The 15861-nt window shown below is 71.1% G+C and carries 9 protein-coding genes; 4 read left to right on the top strand and 5 right to left on the bottom strand.

Annotated elements, in window-relative coordinates; translation table 11 throughout:
- The first annotated feature begins 56 nt into the window (after positions 1 to 56).
- Together ACH4S8_RS22890 and ACH4S8_RS22885 are read left to right on the top strand one after the other, a co-directional pair.
- Positions 57 to 1034 (top strand): pirin family protein, encoded by a 978-nt coding sequence (locus ACH4S8_RS22890; RefSeq protein WP_398396843.1) that lies wholly within the window; start codon positions 57 to 59, stop codon positions 1032 to 1034.
- A 132-nt stretch (positions 1035 to 1166) separates the two neighbouring features.
- Positions 1167 to 2243, top strand: a complete 1077-nt coding sequence (locus ACH4S8_RS22885; RefSeq protein ID WP_398396841.1) for an AI-2E family transporter — start codon at positions 1167 to 1169, stop codon at positions 2241 to 2243.
- 9 nt (positions 2244 to 2252) lie between these two features.
- Here ACH4S8_RS22885 and ACH4S8_RS22880 read toward each other — a convergent pair whose 3' ends face one another.
- Positions 2253 to 4535 carry a SpoIIE family protein phosphatase gene (locus ACH4S8_RS22880; protein WP_398396839.1) on the bottom strand — a complete coding sequence of 761 codons (2283 nt, stop codon included), beginning with the start codon at positions 4533 to 4535 and terminating at the stop codon, positions 2253 to 2255.
- 190 nt (positions 4536 to 4725) lie between these two features.
- On the opposite strand from ACH4S8_RS22880, the gene aspS reads away from it, so the two are divergent.
- Both aspS and ACH4S8_RS22870 read left to right on the top strand, forming a co-directional pair.
- Positions 4726 to 6489 (top strand): aspartate--tRNA ligase, encoded by a 1764-nt coding sequence (gene aspS, locus ACH4S8_RS22875; protein ID WP_398396837.1) that lies wholly within the window; start codon positions 4726 to 4728, stop codon positions 6487 to 6489.
- Between the two features lie 139 nt (positions 6490 to 6628).
- Positions 6629 to 7564 carry an intradiol ring-cleavage dioxygenase gene (locus ACH4S8_RS22870; RefSeq protein WP_398396835.1) on the top strand — a complete coding sequence of 312 codons (936 nt, stop codon included), beginning with the start codon at positions 6629 to 6631 and terminating at the stop codon, positions 7562 to 7564.
- A 111-nt stretch (positions 7565 to 7675) separates the two neighbouring features.
- Here ACH4S8_RS22870 and ACH4S8_RS22865 read toward each other — a convergent pair whose 3' ends face one another.
- From ACH4S8_RS22865 to ACH4S8_RS22850, 4 genes are all read right to left on the bottom strand, one after another.
- The gene (locus ACH4S8_RS22865) at positions 7676 to 8152 is read right to left on the bottom strand and encodes a hypothetical protein (RefSeq protein ID WP_398397357.1); all 477 of its coding nucleotides are present in this window, start codon (positions 8150 to 8152) and stop codon (positions 7676 to 7678) included.
- Positions 8153 to 8341: 189 nt separating this feature from the next.
- Positions 8342 to 11521 (bottom strand): FG-GAP repeat domain-containing protein, encoded by a 3180-nt coding sequence (locus tag ACH4S8_RS22860; RefSeq protein WP_398396833.1) that lies wholly within the window; start codon positions 11519 to 11521, stop codon positions 8342 to 8344.
- A 196-nt stretch (positions 11522 to 11717) separates the two neighbouring features.
- The gene (metG, locus tag ACH4S8_RS22855; RefSeq protein WP_398396831.1) at positions 11718 to 13442 is read right to left on the bottom strand and encodes a methionine--tRNA ligase; all 1725 of its coding nucleotides are present in this window, start codon (positions 13440 to 13442) and stop codon (positions 11718 to 11720) included.
- A 179-nt stretch (positions 13443 to 13621) separates the two neighbouring features.
- Complete coding sequence (locus tag ACH4S8_RS22850) at positions 13622 to 15625, bottom strand: VWA domain-containing protein (protein WP_398396829.1); 2004 nt, start codon at positions 15623 to 15625, stop codon at positions 13622 to 13624.
- Positions 15626 to 15861 lie beyond the last annotated feature (236 nt).

Genomic DNA, 15861 nt, shown 5'->3' with positions numbered 1-15861 from the left:
ACGGGTATCAGAAAGTTCAATTATCAACTAAACTCGAAGCGCAAGGAGGTACCGACATGCCCGCAGTGACTGTCGAGAACCCGCTGGCCCTGCCCCGGGTGGCCGTGCCGGCCGACGCGGTGGCCCGTCCCGTGCTGACCGTGACGACCGCGCCCAGTGGCTTCGAGGGCGAGGGTTTCCCGGTCCGCCGCGCGTTCGCCGGGATCAACTACCGGCACCTCGACCCGTTCATCATGATGGACCAGATGGGTGAGGTGGAGTACGCGCCGGGCGAGCCCAAGGGCACCCCCTGGCACCCGCACCGCGGCTTCGAGACCGTGACCTACATCATCGACGGCATCTTCGACCACCAGGACTCCAACGGTGGCGGCGGCACGATCACCAACGGCGACACCCAGTGGATGACGGCCGGGTCCGGCCTGCTCCACATCGAGGCGCCGCCGGAGCACCTCGTGATGTCGGGCGGTCTCTTCCACGGGCTCCAGCTGTGGGTGAACCTGCCGGCCAAGGACAAGATGATGGCCCCGAGGTACCAGGACATCCGGGGCGGCACCGTACAGCTGCTCAGCACCCCGGACGGCGGCGCGCTCCTGCGGGTCATCGCCGGTGAGCTCGACGGCCACCAGGGTCCGGGCATCACGCACACCCCGATCACCATGGTCCACGCCACGCTCCGGCCGGGCGCCGAGATCACCCTGCCGTGGCGCGAGGACTTCAACGGCCTCGCCTACGTGCTGGCCGGACGCGGCAGCGTGGGCGCGGACCGCCGCCCGGTCCACACCGGCCAGACCGCCGTCTTCGGCGCGGGCTCCTCGCTGACCGTCCGGGCGGACGAGAAGCAGGACTCCAACACGCCCGACCTGGAGGTCGTGCTGCTCGGCGGCCGGCCGATCCGTGAGCCCATGGCCCACTACGGCCCGTTCGTGATGAACACCCGCGACGAGCTCCAGCAGGCCTTCGAGGACTTCCAGAAGGGCCGCCTGGGCACGATACCGGCGGTGCACGGGATGTCCGCGAGCGGGCCGCAGGCCTAGAACCCGCCGTCGCGCCGGGGGAGGACGAACCCGCCGCCGCGCTCCAGGAAGCCCCGTCCGCCGGTGGACGGGGCTTCCCTCGTTCGGACTCCCCCGGGAGCCGGTCCGGCTGACGCATGGTCAGCTGGCAGGGTGCAGCTACTCCCCGAGGGTGCCCGGCGGCTGGCGGCCTGGTGTGTCGTGATCCTCCTGAGCGCCGGGGTGGGATGGGTGGGCATCCAGCTGTGCGCCGAGTTCCGTACGGCGGTGGTGCCGGTGCTGCTCGCGCTGCTCGGGACCGCCCTGCTCGGACCGCTGTACCGGCGCATGGTCAAGGCACGGCTCAACCGCTCGCTGGCCGCCGCCCTGACCTGCGTCGCGGTGGCCGTCGTGGTCGGCGGTGCCGTCTACGTCGTCGTCGCCGCGCTCATCCACACCGGCGCCCAGATCGTGTCCTCGCTCCGGGAGGCCTCGCGCAGCGTCGCCGAGCACTTCGGCGCGGCGGGCACCTCGCTCGACGACGTCGCCACCAACTCCAAGGACCTGCTGGCCAAGTTCGGCGGCACGGCCGCGTCCAACGTCGTCAGCGGCGTCAGCGTCGTGGCCGAGACCCTCGCCATGGGCTTCCTCGCCCTGCTGCTCGTGTTCTTCTTCCTGCGCGACTCGCACCGGGTGGCCGGATCACTGCGGTCGCTCGCGCCCCGCGGGACCGCCGACGTCGTCGAGGCCATGGCCCGGCGCGCCTACGGAGCCGTCGAGGGCTTCATGCGCGGGACGACGATCATCGCGCTCATCGACGCCCTCTGCATCACCGTCGGACTCCTGGTCCTGCGCGTCCCGGGCGCGGTCGGGCTCGGCGCGCTGGTCTTCGTGGGGGCCTACATCCCGTATCTCGGCGCGTTCATCTCCGGCACCGTGGCCGTCCTGGTCGCCCTCGCGGACCGGGGGTTCGTCATCGCCCTGTGGACGCTCGGGGTCGTGCTCGCCATCCAGATGCTGGAGGGCTACGGCCTCCAGCCGATGATCCAGAGCCGGCAGGTGCAGATGCACCCGGCGGTGGTGCTGCTCGCGATCACGGCGGGCGCCTCCGTGGCGGGCGTCCTCGGCATGCTGCTCGCCGTCCCCCTGACGGCGGCGGCCTTCGGCGTCGTGCACGAACTCCGTGTGCGCTACGCGCCGGAAGGACCACCGGACCCGGCCCAGGATTCCCGGCCGCCCGGCACCCCCTAGAGCCTGTCGTCACATTCCCGTCCGCCCCGGCGCGACGTCCGGGCCCGCCGGCCCGCCGAAGTCCGTCACCTCGGCGAACGCGTCCCAGGCGCTCGTCAGCGCGGAGTCCTTCGGGGACCCGGGCCTGCCGGAACCCGCGTCCGGTGTCTCGGAGAACTCGAACCAGATGCTCTTGCCCTCGCCCCGCGGGTCCACCCCCCACGCGTCCGCGAGCATCTCGACCAGCACCAGTCCGCGTCCGGACGAGGCCAGCTCCCCGGGATGACGCCGGTGCGGCAGGTCGTCGCTGCCGTCGGTGACCTCGATCCGCATCCGCCGCTTGCCCGGCTCGCCCGCCACCTCGGCGACGAGCAACGCGTCGGCGTCGGTGTGCACGAGGACGTTGGTGACCATCTCGGAGACGAGCAGGACCGCGGAGTCGAGCTGGTCGGCGGAGGCCCAGTCGTGCAGGAGCTCCCGCACCTGCTGACGGGCGTCCGCGATCCGCTCGGGCTCGGCCTGCGCCACGCTCAGCATCGTGCGGCGCACCGGCGGCCGTACGAGCGTGGCCGTGTCGTCGCCGGTCCTCTCCAGGGCCGGCCGGGACAGCAGCAGCACCGCTATGTCGTCCTCCCGCCGGTCGGCCAGCGGACCGGTGGTGTGGTGCGACGAGGGCCCGTGCACGGCCTGGACGAGGGCGTCGGCCAGGGTCTCCATGTCGCCGTCGTGGGATTCGAGGATCCGGCGGATACGGCGCCAGCCGGTGTCGAGGTCGTGGCCGCCGGTCTCGATGAGCCCGTCGGTGCAGATCAGCATGGTCTCGCCCGGCTCCAGGACGAGCCGGGTGGTCGGGTAGTCGGCGTCCGGGTCGATGCCGAGCGGCAGCCCGCCCGCCGTCGGCCGCATCAGCACGGTCCCGTCCGCCATGCGGATCGCGGGGTCGGGATGCCCGGCGCGGGCGATGTCCAGGGTTCCGGTCGCGGGGTCCGCCTCGACGTACAGACAGGTCGCGAAGCGCACATCGGCGGGGTCCACCGCCTCCTCGCTCCCGTCGGTGCCGCCGCTCGACCCGTAGGTCACCGATTCGGTGACCCCGTAGAGGAAACGCGCCGCCCGGGACAGCACCGCGTCGGGGCGGTGGCCCTCGGAGGCGTAGGCGCGCAGGGCTATCCGGAGCTGGCCCATCAGACCCGCCGCGCGGACGTCGTGGCCCTGGACGTCGCCGATGACCAGAGCGTAGCGGTCGGTCGGCAGCGGGATCACGTCGTACCAGTCGCCGCCGACCTGGAGGCCGCCGCCGGTCGGGACATAGCGCGCGGCGACGCTCATGCCCGGCATCCGCGGGCCGAGCGTCGGCATCATCGAGCGCTGGAGACCGTCGGTCAGCTCCCGAGCGGTCTCGGCGGCTTCGGCGCGGGAGAGGGCCTGCGCGAGCATGCGCGCGACGGTCGTGAGGACCGAGCGCTCGTCGGGAGTGAAGGAGACGGGATAGGTGAAGGCCGCCATCCACGCGCCCATGGTGCTGCCGGCGACCGTGAGCGGCAGGAACGCCCACGACTGCCGCCCGAAGCGCCGGGCGAGCGGCCAGGACGCCGGGTAGCGGTCCTTGTAGTCGCCGGGCGTGGAGAGGTAGACCGCCCGGCCCGTGCGGACGACCTCGGCGGCCGGATAGTCCGTGGCCAGCGACATGTGCGAGAAGGGGCCCTCGTCGCCCGGCTGGTGCCCGTGGTGCCCGATGACCGTCAGCCGGTCGCCCTCCGCGCCGAAGACGGCGAGACCGTCCGGCGAGAAGCCGGGCATCGAAAGGCCCGCCGCCACCCTCAGCACCTCCGCCGTGGACCGCGCCTCGGCCAGCGCCCGTCCCGCGTCCAGCAGGAACGCCTCCCGTGAGCGGCGCCAGTCCCCGGTGACGGGGGTGCGCGCGGCGGCGCCCGGAGGCTGCTCGCTGACCTCCTGGAGGGTGCCGATCAGCTCGTACTGCCCGGTCTCGGGGTCGACGATCGGCTTGGAGCGGCTGCGGACCGTGCGGAGCACCCGGCCGTGCTCGTCCATGATCCGCACCCGGGCCTCGGCGAGGGTGCCCTCGGCCACCGCGAGCTGCACCACCCCGTCCATCTCGTTCCAGTCGACGGGGTGGACGTGGGACCGCGCGCCCGCCTCGGAGAGTGTCGTCAGCTGCGCGGGCATGCCGATCAGCCGAGCGGCCTCCGCGTCGAAGGTGACGAGTCCCGAGGCGTTGTCCCAGCGCCACACGCCGGTGGCGAGCGTGGCCAGGACGTCCCCCACGGCGGGCAGGGACTCACCAGTGCGCATGCGCCCACTGTAGGAACAGGTGATCGGTGCCTGCCACCGATGCCGTCCGGGGAGCCGGGCCGCCTCCCGCCTCGCCGCCGTGATCGACCGGACGGGCTCCAATGAGGGGAAGTGATCCTGAGCTGCCCGGTACCCTGGGGGTGTTTCACGTGAAACAGGCCCCCTATCCGCGAAGACTGGATGAACCTCGATGCATCGGTACAGGTCCCACACCTGCGGCGAGCTCCGCGCCTCTGACGTCGGCAGCGACGTCCGGCTGAGCGGCTGGCTGCACAATCGCCGAGACCTGGGCGGCATCCTCTTCATCGATCTGCGCGACCACTACGGCATCACGCAGCTCGTCGCCCGCCCCGGCACCCCCGCCTACGAGGCCCTGGACAAGGTCTCGAAGGAGTCGACCGTCCGCGTCGACGGCAAGGTCGTCTCGCGCGGCACGGAGAACGTGAACCCCGAGCTGCCGACCGGTGAGGTCGAGGTCGAGGTGAGCGAGGTCGAGCTGCTCGGCGCCGCCCAGCCGCTGCCGTTCACGATCAACGCCGAGGACGGTGTCAACGAGGAGCGCCGCCTGGAGTACCGCTTCCTCGACCTGCGCCGCGAGCGCATGCACCGCAACATCCTGCTGCGCACGGCCGTGATCTCCGCGATCCGTCACAAGATGACGGCTCTGGGCTTCAACGAGATGGCGACCCCGATCCTCAGCGCCACCTCTCCCGAGGGCGCGCGCGACTTCGTGGTCCCCTCCCGGCTGAACCCCGGCAAGTTCTACGCGCTGCCGCAGGCGCCGCAGCAGTTCAAGCAGCTGCTGATGATCTCCGGCTTCGACCGCTACTTCCAGATCGCGCCCTGCTTCCGCGACGAGGACGCCCGCGCGGACCGTTCGCCGGGCGAGTTCTACCAGCTCGACGTGGAGATGTCCTTCGTCGAGCAGGAGGACGTGTTCCAGCCGATCGAGAAGCTCATGACGGAGCTGTTCGAGGAGTTCGGCGGTGACCGTCACGTCACCTCGCCCTTCCCGCGCATCCCGTTCCGCGAGTCGATGCTGAAGTACGGCTCCGACAAGCCGGACCTGCGGGCCCAGCTCGAGCTCACCGACATCACCGACATCTTCGAGGGCTCCGAGTTCAAGGCCTTCGCCGGCAAGCACGTGCGCGCCCTGGCGGTGCCGGACGTGGCCGGTCAGACCCGGAAGTTCTTCGACGGCCTCGGTGACTACGCGGTCGAGCAGGGCGCGAAGGGCCTGGCCTGGGTGCGCGTGGGCGAGGACGGCTCGCTGACCGGCCCGATCGCCAAGTTCCTCACCGAGGAGAACGTCGCCGAGCTGACCAAGCGCCTGTCCCTGGCCGCCGGTCACGCGGTGTTCTTCGGCGCGGGCGAGTTCGACGAGGTCTCGAAGATCATGGGCGCGGTGCGGGTCGAGGCCGCCAAGCGCTCCGGCAACTTCGAGGAGAACGTCTTCCGCTTCTGCTGGATCGTCGACTTCCCGATGTACGAGAAGGACGAGGACACCGGGAAGATCGACTTCTCGCACAACCCGTTCTCGATGCCGCAGGGCGGTCTCGAGGCCCTGGAGACCCAGGACCCGCTGGACATCCTCGGCTGGCAGTACGACATCGTCTGCAACGGCGTCGAGCTGTCCTCCGGCGCGATCCGCAACCACGAGCCCGAGATCATGCTCAAGGCCTTCGAGATCGCGGGATACGACCGGGAGACCGTCGAGGAGCAGTTCGCCGGCATGCTGCGCGCCTTCCGCTTCGGCGCCCCGCCGCACGGCGGGATCGCCCCGGGCGTCGACCGCATCGTCATGCTGCTCGCGGACGAGCCGAACATCCGCGAGACGATCGCGTTCCCGCTCAACGGCAACGCGCAGGACCTGATGATGGGCGCGCCCACGGAGCTGGACGAGACCCGGCTGCGCGAGCTGCACATCTCGGTCCGCAAGCCGCAGCCGAAGTAGGCAGGCTCCGCGTCCCCTGCCGGTGACGCATACGGAAGTGGCCCGGAACCAGCGATGGTTCCGGGCCATTCTCGTGCGGCGTGTGAAAACACAGCCCGCACCCATGCTGCTGACAGGTGGGCTTCCTACGGTCCCGCGCATGACCGACACCCAAGAACCCGAGCACCAAGGGAACATGACCCGGCGCAAGGTCGTCGTCGCGGGCGGAGTGGCCGTGGCGGCCGTGGGCGTGGGCGGCGCCGCAGCCGTGAACGCGTTCGCGGACGAGGCCGCGTCCGGCACCGCGACGGCCGCGTCCGGTGCGGAGACCTGTTACACGCTGACCTCGGAGACCACCGAGGGCCCCTACTACATCGACGCGGACAAGATCCGTCAGGACGTCACCGAGGACCAGGAGGGCATCCCCCTGACCCTCGTGCTCAAGGTGATCGACGCCGAGACCTGCAAGCCGGTCAGGAACGCCGCGGTGGACATCTGGCACTGCTCGGCGCTCGGTGTGTACTCCGGCTACGAGGCGATGAGCAACGGCGGTGGCGGCGCTCCGTCGGGCGGGCCCACGGACGTCCCGACCGGAACCCCGACCGGCGAACCCCCGTCCGGTCCTCCTCCCGGCGGAGGCGGCGGGCACGCCGAGCCCACCGACGACAAGCGGTATCTGCGCGGCACCTGGAGAACCGACCGGCACGGCCACGTCACCTTCAGAACGGTCTTCCCCGGCTGGTACCGGGGCCGCTGCGTCCACATCCATGTGAAGGTCCATGTGGACGGCACCTGGACCGACGCGGGCTACGAGGGGGGCCACACCTGCCACACGGGCCAGCTCTTCTTCTCGGAGAAGTCGGTCCTGGCATCGGCCGAGGTCGCGCCGTACTCCACGAGCACGGTCACCCGCACGACGCTGGACGAGGACACGATCTACCCGGGCAACGGGCACGAGGGCGGGCTCCTGTACCTGTCGTACGACAAGAGGCACATCGCCCGGGGTGTCCACGCCCGCCTGACGCTGGGCGTCGCCCCGGACGAGACCCACGACAGCACCGACACCGCACCGAGCCCGTCGGCCACGTCGTCCTGATCTCCCGGCACACCGCGGCCCGGAGCGCAACGGGTTCCGGACTCCTCGCCCCCTGACAGGCGAGGGCCCGGAACCCGGGGCGTGGGGCACGAGCCGCGAACGGGGCCGTGCTCAGGTGTCGTACGTGCCGTCCCACGGTTCGGAGAAGCCGAGGCCGTCCGGGTACAGCTCGGCCCAGCCCTCGCCCTCGTCCACGCCCGTCACCAGGCCGAACCGGACGCCGTCGACGGTGATCTGGAACGGCCGTATCGCGATGTCCGTGTACGAGCGCCGGGGCAGACTGCGGAGCAGCTTCGCCAGGTGGACGCGGGCGCGGGAGAGCGCCGAGAACTCGCCGTACGGCGCTCCGTGCTGTTCGGCCCAGGTGCCGGCGCACCAGATCTCCGAGTCGCGGTAATGACCTTCGGCGTCGAAGGTGTGGAGCACGGTGTACAGACGTTTGTGCTCTTCCCAGCCGTCGTCGGGACGGAACCCTTCGGGGAAGGCGTACGTGATCGACGCCAGGAACTGACCGTCCGCGTACCGGCCGATCGTCTCGGTGCGGTGCTTCGGTTCGTAGGCGATCGGAATGACCTCGGGGACTGCCACCATGGCGGAAACCATACGGGTGGCGGGGCACCTTGTGGCGCCGGGGTCCATTACGGATCGGCGGCATTGGACGGAGGGCGGCTTTTCCGGCTCTTTGCCTGGGCATCACCGGGCTCTCACCTGGTCTTCGGCGTCGAAAAGGGGGCACGGGACGAGTCGTCCCGTGCCCCCTTCACCGGGCGAGGAGCCTCAGGAGATCGACCTGTATCCGCTCCATCCGGTGGCGATTTTCGTACGGGAGCCGAACGATCCCTTGCCGTCCCCGTTGTTGCGGTACAGGTTGCCGCCGGTGTCCCGGGAGACCAGGTCGGCCCTGCCGTCGTCGGTGATGTCACCGACGCCGACGACCGTGTCGTACGAGGCGCCCCAGGCGGTGAACAGCTTCACCCGGGCGGCGAAGGTTCCGTCGCCCTTGCCGTCGTAGCGGTAGAGGGTGTTCGCGCTGTCCTGGGCGAGCAGATCGCCGATGCCGTCACCGTTGAGGTCACCGGCCCCGACGATCTTCTTGTAGCTCTTCCAGCTGTCGTAGAGCTTCACGCGGGCGGACAGCGTGCCGGTGCTCGTCCCCTTGTAGAGGTAGACGGTTCCGGTGGACGCGACGCGCGCGATCAGGTCGGGCCGGCCGTCGCCGCTCACGTCACCGGGTGAGGTCAGGACGTCGTACTGCGTCCAGCCGCTGCTCGCGAGCGTGGTGTACGACGTCGTCGGCTTGACGGCCGCGTTGCAGCCCGGCTTGTACAAGCGGAGGGCGCCGCTGCTCAGCCGGACGAGGACGTCGTTGCAGCGGTCGCCGTTGGCGTCGCCGAAGGGAACCACCTTGACGGACGTGGACCAGCCGGTGCCGGTGGTCTTGTTGCTGAACTTGCCCGTTCCCGTGCCCTGCTGGACGGTCAGACCGCCGGAGGAGTTGAGGGTGAGCAGGTCGCCCCGCCCGTCCGGGCCGTCGAGGCTGCCGAAGTCGTGGCGCACGGCGGCGCCCCGGGTGAGGAAGCCCTCGCCGGTGGCCACCGTGACCGCAGTGGAGGTGCCGGTACCCGTGGCCTTGAGGGTCCAGGTGAACAGGCCGTTGGGGAACCAGCTCCCGTCCGTCGTCTTGCCGTACCAGTCGGCCGCCACCCGGGCGGCGGACGCGCCGCCGGTCACCGTGGAGGTGGCCCTGCCCTTGGCACCGCTCTGGAGCGAGGAGAAGGTCACGGACCAGGAGGTGACCGGGCGGGACAGCAGCCACTGCCCCTCGAAGCGCATGCCCGGGTCGACGTAGCTGCCGGCACTCGTCTCGATGGACGTCACGGCGGACGGGGCGATGCCGGTCGTGGCGACGTGCGTCTGCTCGAACGCGTCGAACCAGGCGACCAGGCCCGTGTACTCGTCCACGGTCCAGCGGTAGCGCCGGTCGGTGGCCGTGCCCTTCTCAGGGAGGCCGGAGGCGATGACACGGGTGGCGCCGCCGGCCGCCTCGGTCAGGTCCAGTCGGCCGGCGGCGTGGTCGTGGCGGACGGTGAACCCGTCGCCGAGGAGCACGTCACCCGGGGTCACCGAGCCGGACGTACCGGCCTTGGAGTCGTACACGCCCGCCGAGCTCGTACCGCAGGCCCAGTAGACCCAGCGGCCCGCCGCCTGCAGTTCGCTCGGCATGCAGGACAGGCCCGGAACGGTCACCGTCGCGAGGGTCTTGTCCTCGGTCAGGCTGTACGAGGTGAGCTTGCCCGCGGTGGAGGCGCTCCACAGGGTGGAGCCGCTGAGGGCGGCGGCGCGGACGGACCGCTTCAGCTTCTGGCCCTGGCCGAACTCGCCGACGTACTGCATCGGGGCCGAGCCGCCCGAGTTGTAGACGGCGTAGTCGTCGGACACGTCGACGATCGCGCCGCCCGCGGTGTGGAACTCCAGCGGGTTGTAGCCGATCGAGACCAGTTGGTCCGCGTTCTCCAGGCCGCTGCCGCCCTCGTCGCCGTCGTAGTACGTGTCGAGGTAGACGTCTCGGGGCCCGTCGCCGTAGTTGCCCCACAGGACCGAGCAGGTGACGCCGGCGTAGGGGCACTCGGGGCTGACGGAGCCGCTCTCCGTGGCGGCGGTCGCGGTCAGTTTGCCGCCGACGGTGCCGACGGAGCGCCACGAGGTGGTGTCGGAGGCACTGGAGGGCTTGTCTTCCGCCACACGGAGGTAGCCGCGGCTGAGCGCGAGGCCGGTCTTGGCGTTCTCGTAGGGAACGACCTTGTGCACCTTCTCCAGCCGCGGGGTGCCGTCGGAGGCGAGGGAGACGCGCTGGATCCACCAGTCGCCCGCGCCGGTGCCGCCGGTGACGAGCGCGTCTCCGTCGGGGGTGGCGAGCGGGGTGCCGTAGGACCAGGTGAGCAGGGTCTTCCTGCTGCCGCCGGCCAGCGGATCGGCCGTGACGGCCCCGCCGGAGGTGGCGAGGACCAGCCAGTCGCCGACGAGGACGGGGACGGGTGAGCCGGCGATGTCCTCGCCCGCCACCGGGACCGTCTCCGCGGCGGTGAGGTCGGCACGCGGCTTGAGGTGCAGTCCGGCGGTCTCGGTGTACCAGCCGACGCGGTCGTCGCTGAGCACCAGTTCCGGGGAGGCGTCCAGGCCGGTGAAGACCGGGGTGAGCCGCGCGGTCGCGAAGTCGAGGTAGGCGACGGTGTACGAGGTGGTCCCGGCCGCGTCCGCGGCGCTGTAGGTCAGCAGGAAGCCGTTCTCGTCGCCCGTCTGCGTGACGGTCTTGGACCACCAGTTTTCGGCGGGGTAGCCGTCGACCACGCGGTCACGCTGCTTGCCGTCGACGAGGTCGACCAGGTGCAGCCGGTAGTTCTCGGGGTGGTCGGTGGTGGTGAAGCTGTTGTGCTCGACCGCGACGACCGTCTCGCCGTAGGTGCCCACGTAGTCGGACGGGCCGAGGTCGACGGTCCGCAGGGCGCTGCCGTCCGGCTTCCACAGGGACACCGGGTCGCCGTAGGAGGCGTGCGGCAGCGCCACGGTGTCGGCGGCTTGGCCGTACATGCCCGAGGCGCAGCGGGCCTGGATGTCGTAGCAGGTGGTGGTGGTCGGCTTGTAGACGCCGGTGGGTCCCTGGACGGTGACGGTGGTGTCGTTCGCGTAGTCCGTCCACAGCAGGCCCGCGACTCCGGCCTGCCGGTGCAGGAACCCGGTCGTGCCGGCGGTGAGCAGCCGGTCGGAACGCGGGGTGTCGCTGCTCGGATCGTCGAGCAGGATCTCCGACGTCCCCGTACCGGCCGCAGGGGCGGCCTGCGCGCTGCCGGCGCCGTCCGGGGTGCCGGCGAACAGGGTGATGGTGCCGGCCGCCAGGGCGACCGCGAGCGTGGAGACGAGGGCGGACGTGCCGCCCCGTCTCGGGGCGTTTCTGCCCACGTGAAGTGTCCCTCCCCGCGAGGGCCCCCGCCCTCGCACAAGTGCGCGGATGCTAGCAGGAGGTGACGACCGGTCTGATGGTCAGGGTCTGGTAAAGCTGCTGGTGGACCGGCTCGTTTCCCGGCGGCTCGGGCGGGTCGTGGCATGCGAAGGGCCCGGGAACCGTTCGTTCCCGGGCCCTGTCGCGCGGTGGCCGTTACTCCGGTGCGCCGCCGAAGCGCTCCTTGTACGACTCCAGGTCCTCGTCCGTGATCTTGGCGAAGAGGACCGGGGGGACGGTGAAGGGGGTGCCGGCGGGGAGGAAGGCCAGGGCGCGGGCCTCGTCGGCGCTCACCCAGGCCGCCGTGTCGTCCGCGAGGGCGAAGGCCGAGCGCATCGCGCGGGCGGACGCCGGGATGAAGGGCTCCGAGACCACCGAGTACAGGTGGATCAGGTTCATCGCCGTACGCAGCGTCAGCGCCGCGCCCTCGGGGTCGGTCTTGATCTCCAGCCAGGGGGCCTTCTCCTCCAGGTAGGAGTTGCCCGCGGACCACAGGGCGCGCAGCGCGGCGGCCGCCTTGCGGAACTGGAGGGCCTCCATCTGGGTCTCGTACTCCGCGAGCAGGCCCGCGATCTCCGTGCCCAGCTTCGCCTCGGCCTCGCCGGCCTCCGTGCCCGCCGGGACCTCCTCGCCGAAGCGCTTCTTGGAGAAGGACAGGACGCGGTTGACGAAGTTGCCGAGGGTGTCGGCCAGGTCCTTGTTCACCGTGGTGGTGAAGTGCTCCCAGGTGAACGAGGAGTCGTCCGACTCGGGGGCGTTGGCGATGAGGAAGTAGCGCCAGTAGTCGGCGGGCAGGATGTCCAGCGCCTGGTCCGTGAAGACACCGCGCTTCTGCGACGTGGAGAACTTCCCGCCGTAGTACGTCAGCCAGTTGAAGGCCTTGACGTAGTCGACCTTCTTCCACGGCTCGCGCACGCCCAGCTCGGTGGCCGGGAACATCACGGTGTGGAAGGGCACGTTGTCCTTCGCCATGAACTGCGTGTAGCGGACCGGGTTCTCGCCGGAGTCCGCGTCGTACCACCAGGACTTCCAGTCGCGGTTCTCCGTGTCCTGGTCGGACCACTCCTTCGTCGCGCCGATGTACTCGATCGGGGCGTCGAACCAGACGTAGAAGACCTTGCCCTCGGCGGCCAGCTCCGGCCAGGTGTCGGCCGGGACCGGGACGCCCCAGTCCAGGTCACGGGTGATCGCGCGGTCGTGCAGGCCCTCGGTCAGCCACTTGCGGGCGATGGAGGAGGCGAGCTGCGGCCACTCCGACTCGTGCCGGGCCACCCACTCCTCGACCTCGTGCTGGAGCCTGGACTGGAGGAGGAAGAGGTGCTTGGTCTCCCGGACCTCCAGTTCCGTCGAGCCGGAGATCGCCGAACGCGGGTCGATCAGGTCCGTGGGGTCGAGGACGCGCGTGCAGTTCTCGCACTGGTCGCCGCGGGCCTTGTCGTAGCCGCAGTGCGGGCAGGTGCCCTCGACATAGCGGTCCGGCAGGAAGCGGCCGTCGGCGGGCGAGTACACCTGCCGGATCGCGCGCTCCTCGATGAAGCCGTTCTCGTTCAGGCGGCGCGCGAAGTGCTGCGTGATCTCGCGGTTCTCCGGGCTGGAGCTGCGGCCGAAGTAGTCGAAGGCCAGCTCGAAGCCGTCGTACACGGCCTTCTGCGCGTCGTGCGCCTGCGCGCAGAACTCGTCGACCGGCAGACCGCGCTCCTTGGCCGCGAGCTCGGCGGGGGTGCCGTGCTCGTCCGTCGCGCAGATGTACAGGACGTCGTGGCCGCGCTGGCGGAGGTACCGGGAGTACACGTCCGCCGGGAGCATGGACCCCACCATGTTGCCCAGGTGCTTGATCCCGTTGATGTACGGAAGGGCGCTGGTGATGAGGTGTCGAGCCATCGCGGGCTGCTCCCAGGTCGCTGCGTGGGGCGACGATCGCGTCGGATTTCCGGTGGGCGTCTCGTCGCCGGTGAACCTTGAAATCGTAGCCGACATGGGTGGGCCGCCCGCTTCCCGTTTTAAGGCGTGGGAAGGGGCGGCCCGGGTGCTGCTCCGGCGGGTGCCGCTCGGACGGGTGGTTACGGGCGCCAGTTCTCCAGCACGCCGTCGTAGACCTCGACGTCCGTCAGCTCGCGCGGGGCCGGGCCCGCGTGGAAGAAGGCCGTGTTCCCGGTCTTCAGCTTGCGCAGGTAGTCGAACGCCTTGTTGTCGTGCTCGCCGAAGGCGACGAAGGAGAAGAAGATGTCCGGGTGGTTCTTCGCCGCGTCGGTGAGGGACTGGGTGGCGGGGGTCTTGGCGTCCGGGGCGCCGTCCGTCTGGAAGATCACCAGGGCCGGGTCGCCGGCGCCCGTCCGATGGTGGTGGGTGACGACTTCCTCGACGGCCACGTGGTAGCTCGTACGGCCCATGCGGCCGAGGCCGGCGTGCAGGTCGTCGACCTTGTTCTCGTGCTCGGCGAGGGTGAGGGCGCCGGTGCCGTCCAGCTCGGTGGAGAAGAAGACGACGTGGACGGTCGCCTCCGGGTCCAGGTGGGCGGCGAGGGCGAGGGCCTGCTCGCCCAGGGCCTGGGCGGAGCCGTCCTTGTAGTAGGCGCGCATGGACGAGGAGCGGTCGAGAACGAGGTAGACCTTGGCGCGGGTGCCGGTCAGGTCCCGCTTCTGCAGCGCGGTACCCGCTTCCTGGTACGCCGTGACCAGGGCCGGGGCCTCGGCCCTGACGTGGCTCAGCGGCACGCCGGGGGCGTCCTGGGCGGTGGGCTCCGCCTGTGCAGCGGGCTCGGCGACAGGCTCCGCCTCGGGCTCGGGCTCGACCTCCGCCTCGGGCTCGACCTCGGGCTCGGCCTCGGGCTCGGCCTCGGCGGTGTGCTCCGCCTCGGCTTCGCCTTCGGCGTCGTTGTTCCCACCCGCACCACCCGTGCTGCTTTCGCCATCGGCTGCGGGGGTCGCCTGTGCGGCCTCGGCGCCGTCGGCGGCCGCGGGTGCGTCCACCTGAGCGGCCTCGGGCTCGGCCACGGGCGTGACCGCCGCAGCCTCGACGACGACCTCGACCGGGGCCTCGGCGACGACCTCGACCTCGGCTTCGGCCGGGGGCTCGGTCTCCGCCTCGGCGACGACCTCGACCTCGGCGGCAGCCTCCGTCTCGGCGGTGGGCTCCGTCTCGGCGACCGGCTCGGCCTCGGCCGGGGCTTCGGTGACGGGCTCGGTTTCGGCGGCGGCTTCCGGCTCGGCCTCGGCGTCGGCGACGGGGGCGATCTCGGCCTCGGCCTCGACATCGGCCTCGACATCGGCGACAGGCGCGGTCGCGGTCGCGGTGGCAGCCTCCGTCTCGGCGACGGGCTCGGCCTCGGCCTGGGGCTCGGCGTCAGCCTCCGGCTCGGTGACGGTCTCGGCTTCGGTGGCTTCCGGCTCGGCCACAGCCTCGGTGACGGGCTCGGTCTCCGCCTCGGCGACGACCTCGACCTCGGCGGCAGCCTCCGTCTCGGCGACCGGCTCGGCCTCGGCCTCGGCCGGGGCTTCGGTGACGGGCTCGGTTTCGGCGGCGGCTTCCGGCTCGGCCTCGGCGACGGCGACGGGGGCGATCTCGGCCTCGGCGTCGAGGGCGGCTTCGGCCTCGGCCTCCACGTCGGTGGCGGTCTCGGTGACGGCCTCCGCCTCGGCGACGGGTTCGACGGTCGGCTCCGCTTCGGCGGCGGGCTCGGCCTCGGCGACGGGCTCGGCCTCGGCGACGGGCTCGGTGGTCGGCTCCGCTTCGGCGGTGGGCTCGGTGGTGAGGGGCGGGGTTTCTTCGCTGGTGTGCTCCGCCGGAGGCGTCTGCTTCGGCACCGTCACATTGTCGAAGGCGGCCGACACCAGCTCGTCGGCCACGGAGGGCTCGGGTTCGGGCTCGGAGGCGGGAGCCGGGATTCTCGGCTCGGCCTCCGGTGCGGAGACGGAGGCCGGCTCGGCCTCGGGGGAATGTGTCGGCTCCGCGGCGGGAGCCGGGACCGTCGCGGTCGACGTGGCCTCTCGCGAGGTCTCCGCGTCAGCGTCACGACCCTTGCGTGAGCGGCCGAACGCATTCCGCAGGAGAGTGAGAATGCCCATGTGCGCAACCCTTCGCGTGAGTTGATCCCGTCAATCCCTGGCCAGGACGGACACGTAAGGTTAGCGGCCATAGATGGTGATCTTCGGCAGGGGCGGCGCACCGTACGACGGCCACGTCAACCCCCCTACAGCGCCCACGGGTTCACTTTCCTACCACGAGGATTTGTCGGAATTCGGAGTTTCGCCACGCACCTTCCCCTGGCGTCCCCTTTGTGTCAAGGGGACGCCAGGGGAAG

This window comes from Streptomyces sp. NPDC021080 (assembly GCF_044333225.1).
Classification (GTDB): Bacteria; Actinomycetota; Actinomycetes; order Streptomycetales; family Streptomycetaceae; genus Streptomyces.
The sequence above is the reverse complement of the archived record's forward strand: the minus strand, read 5'-3'. Positions and strand labels throughout refer to the sequence as shown.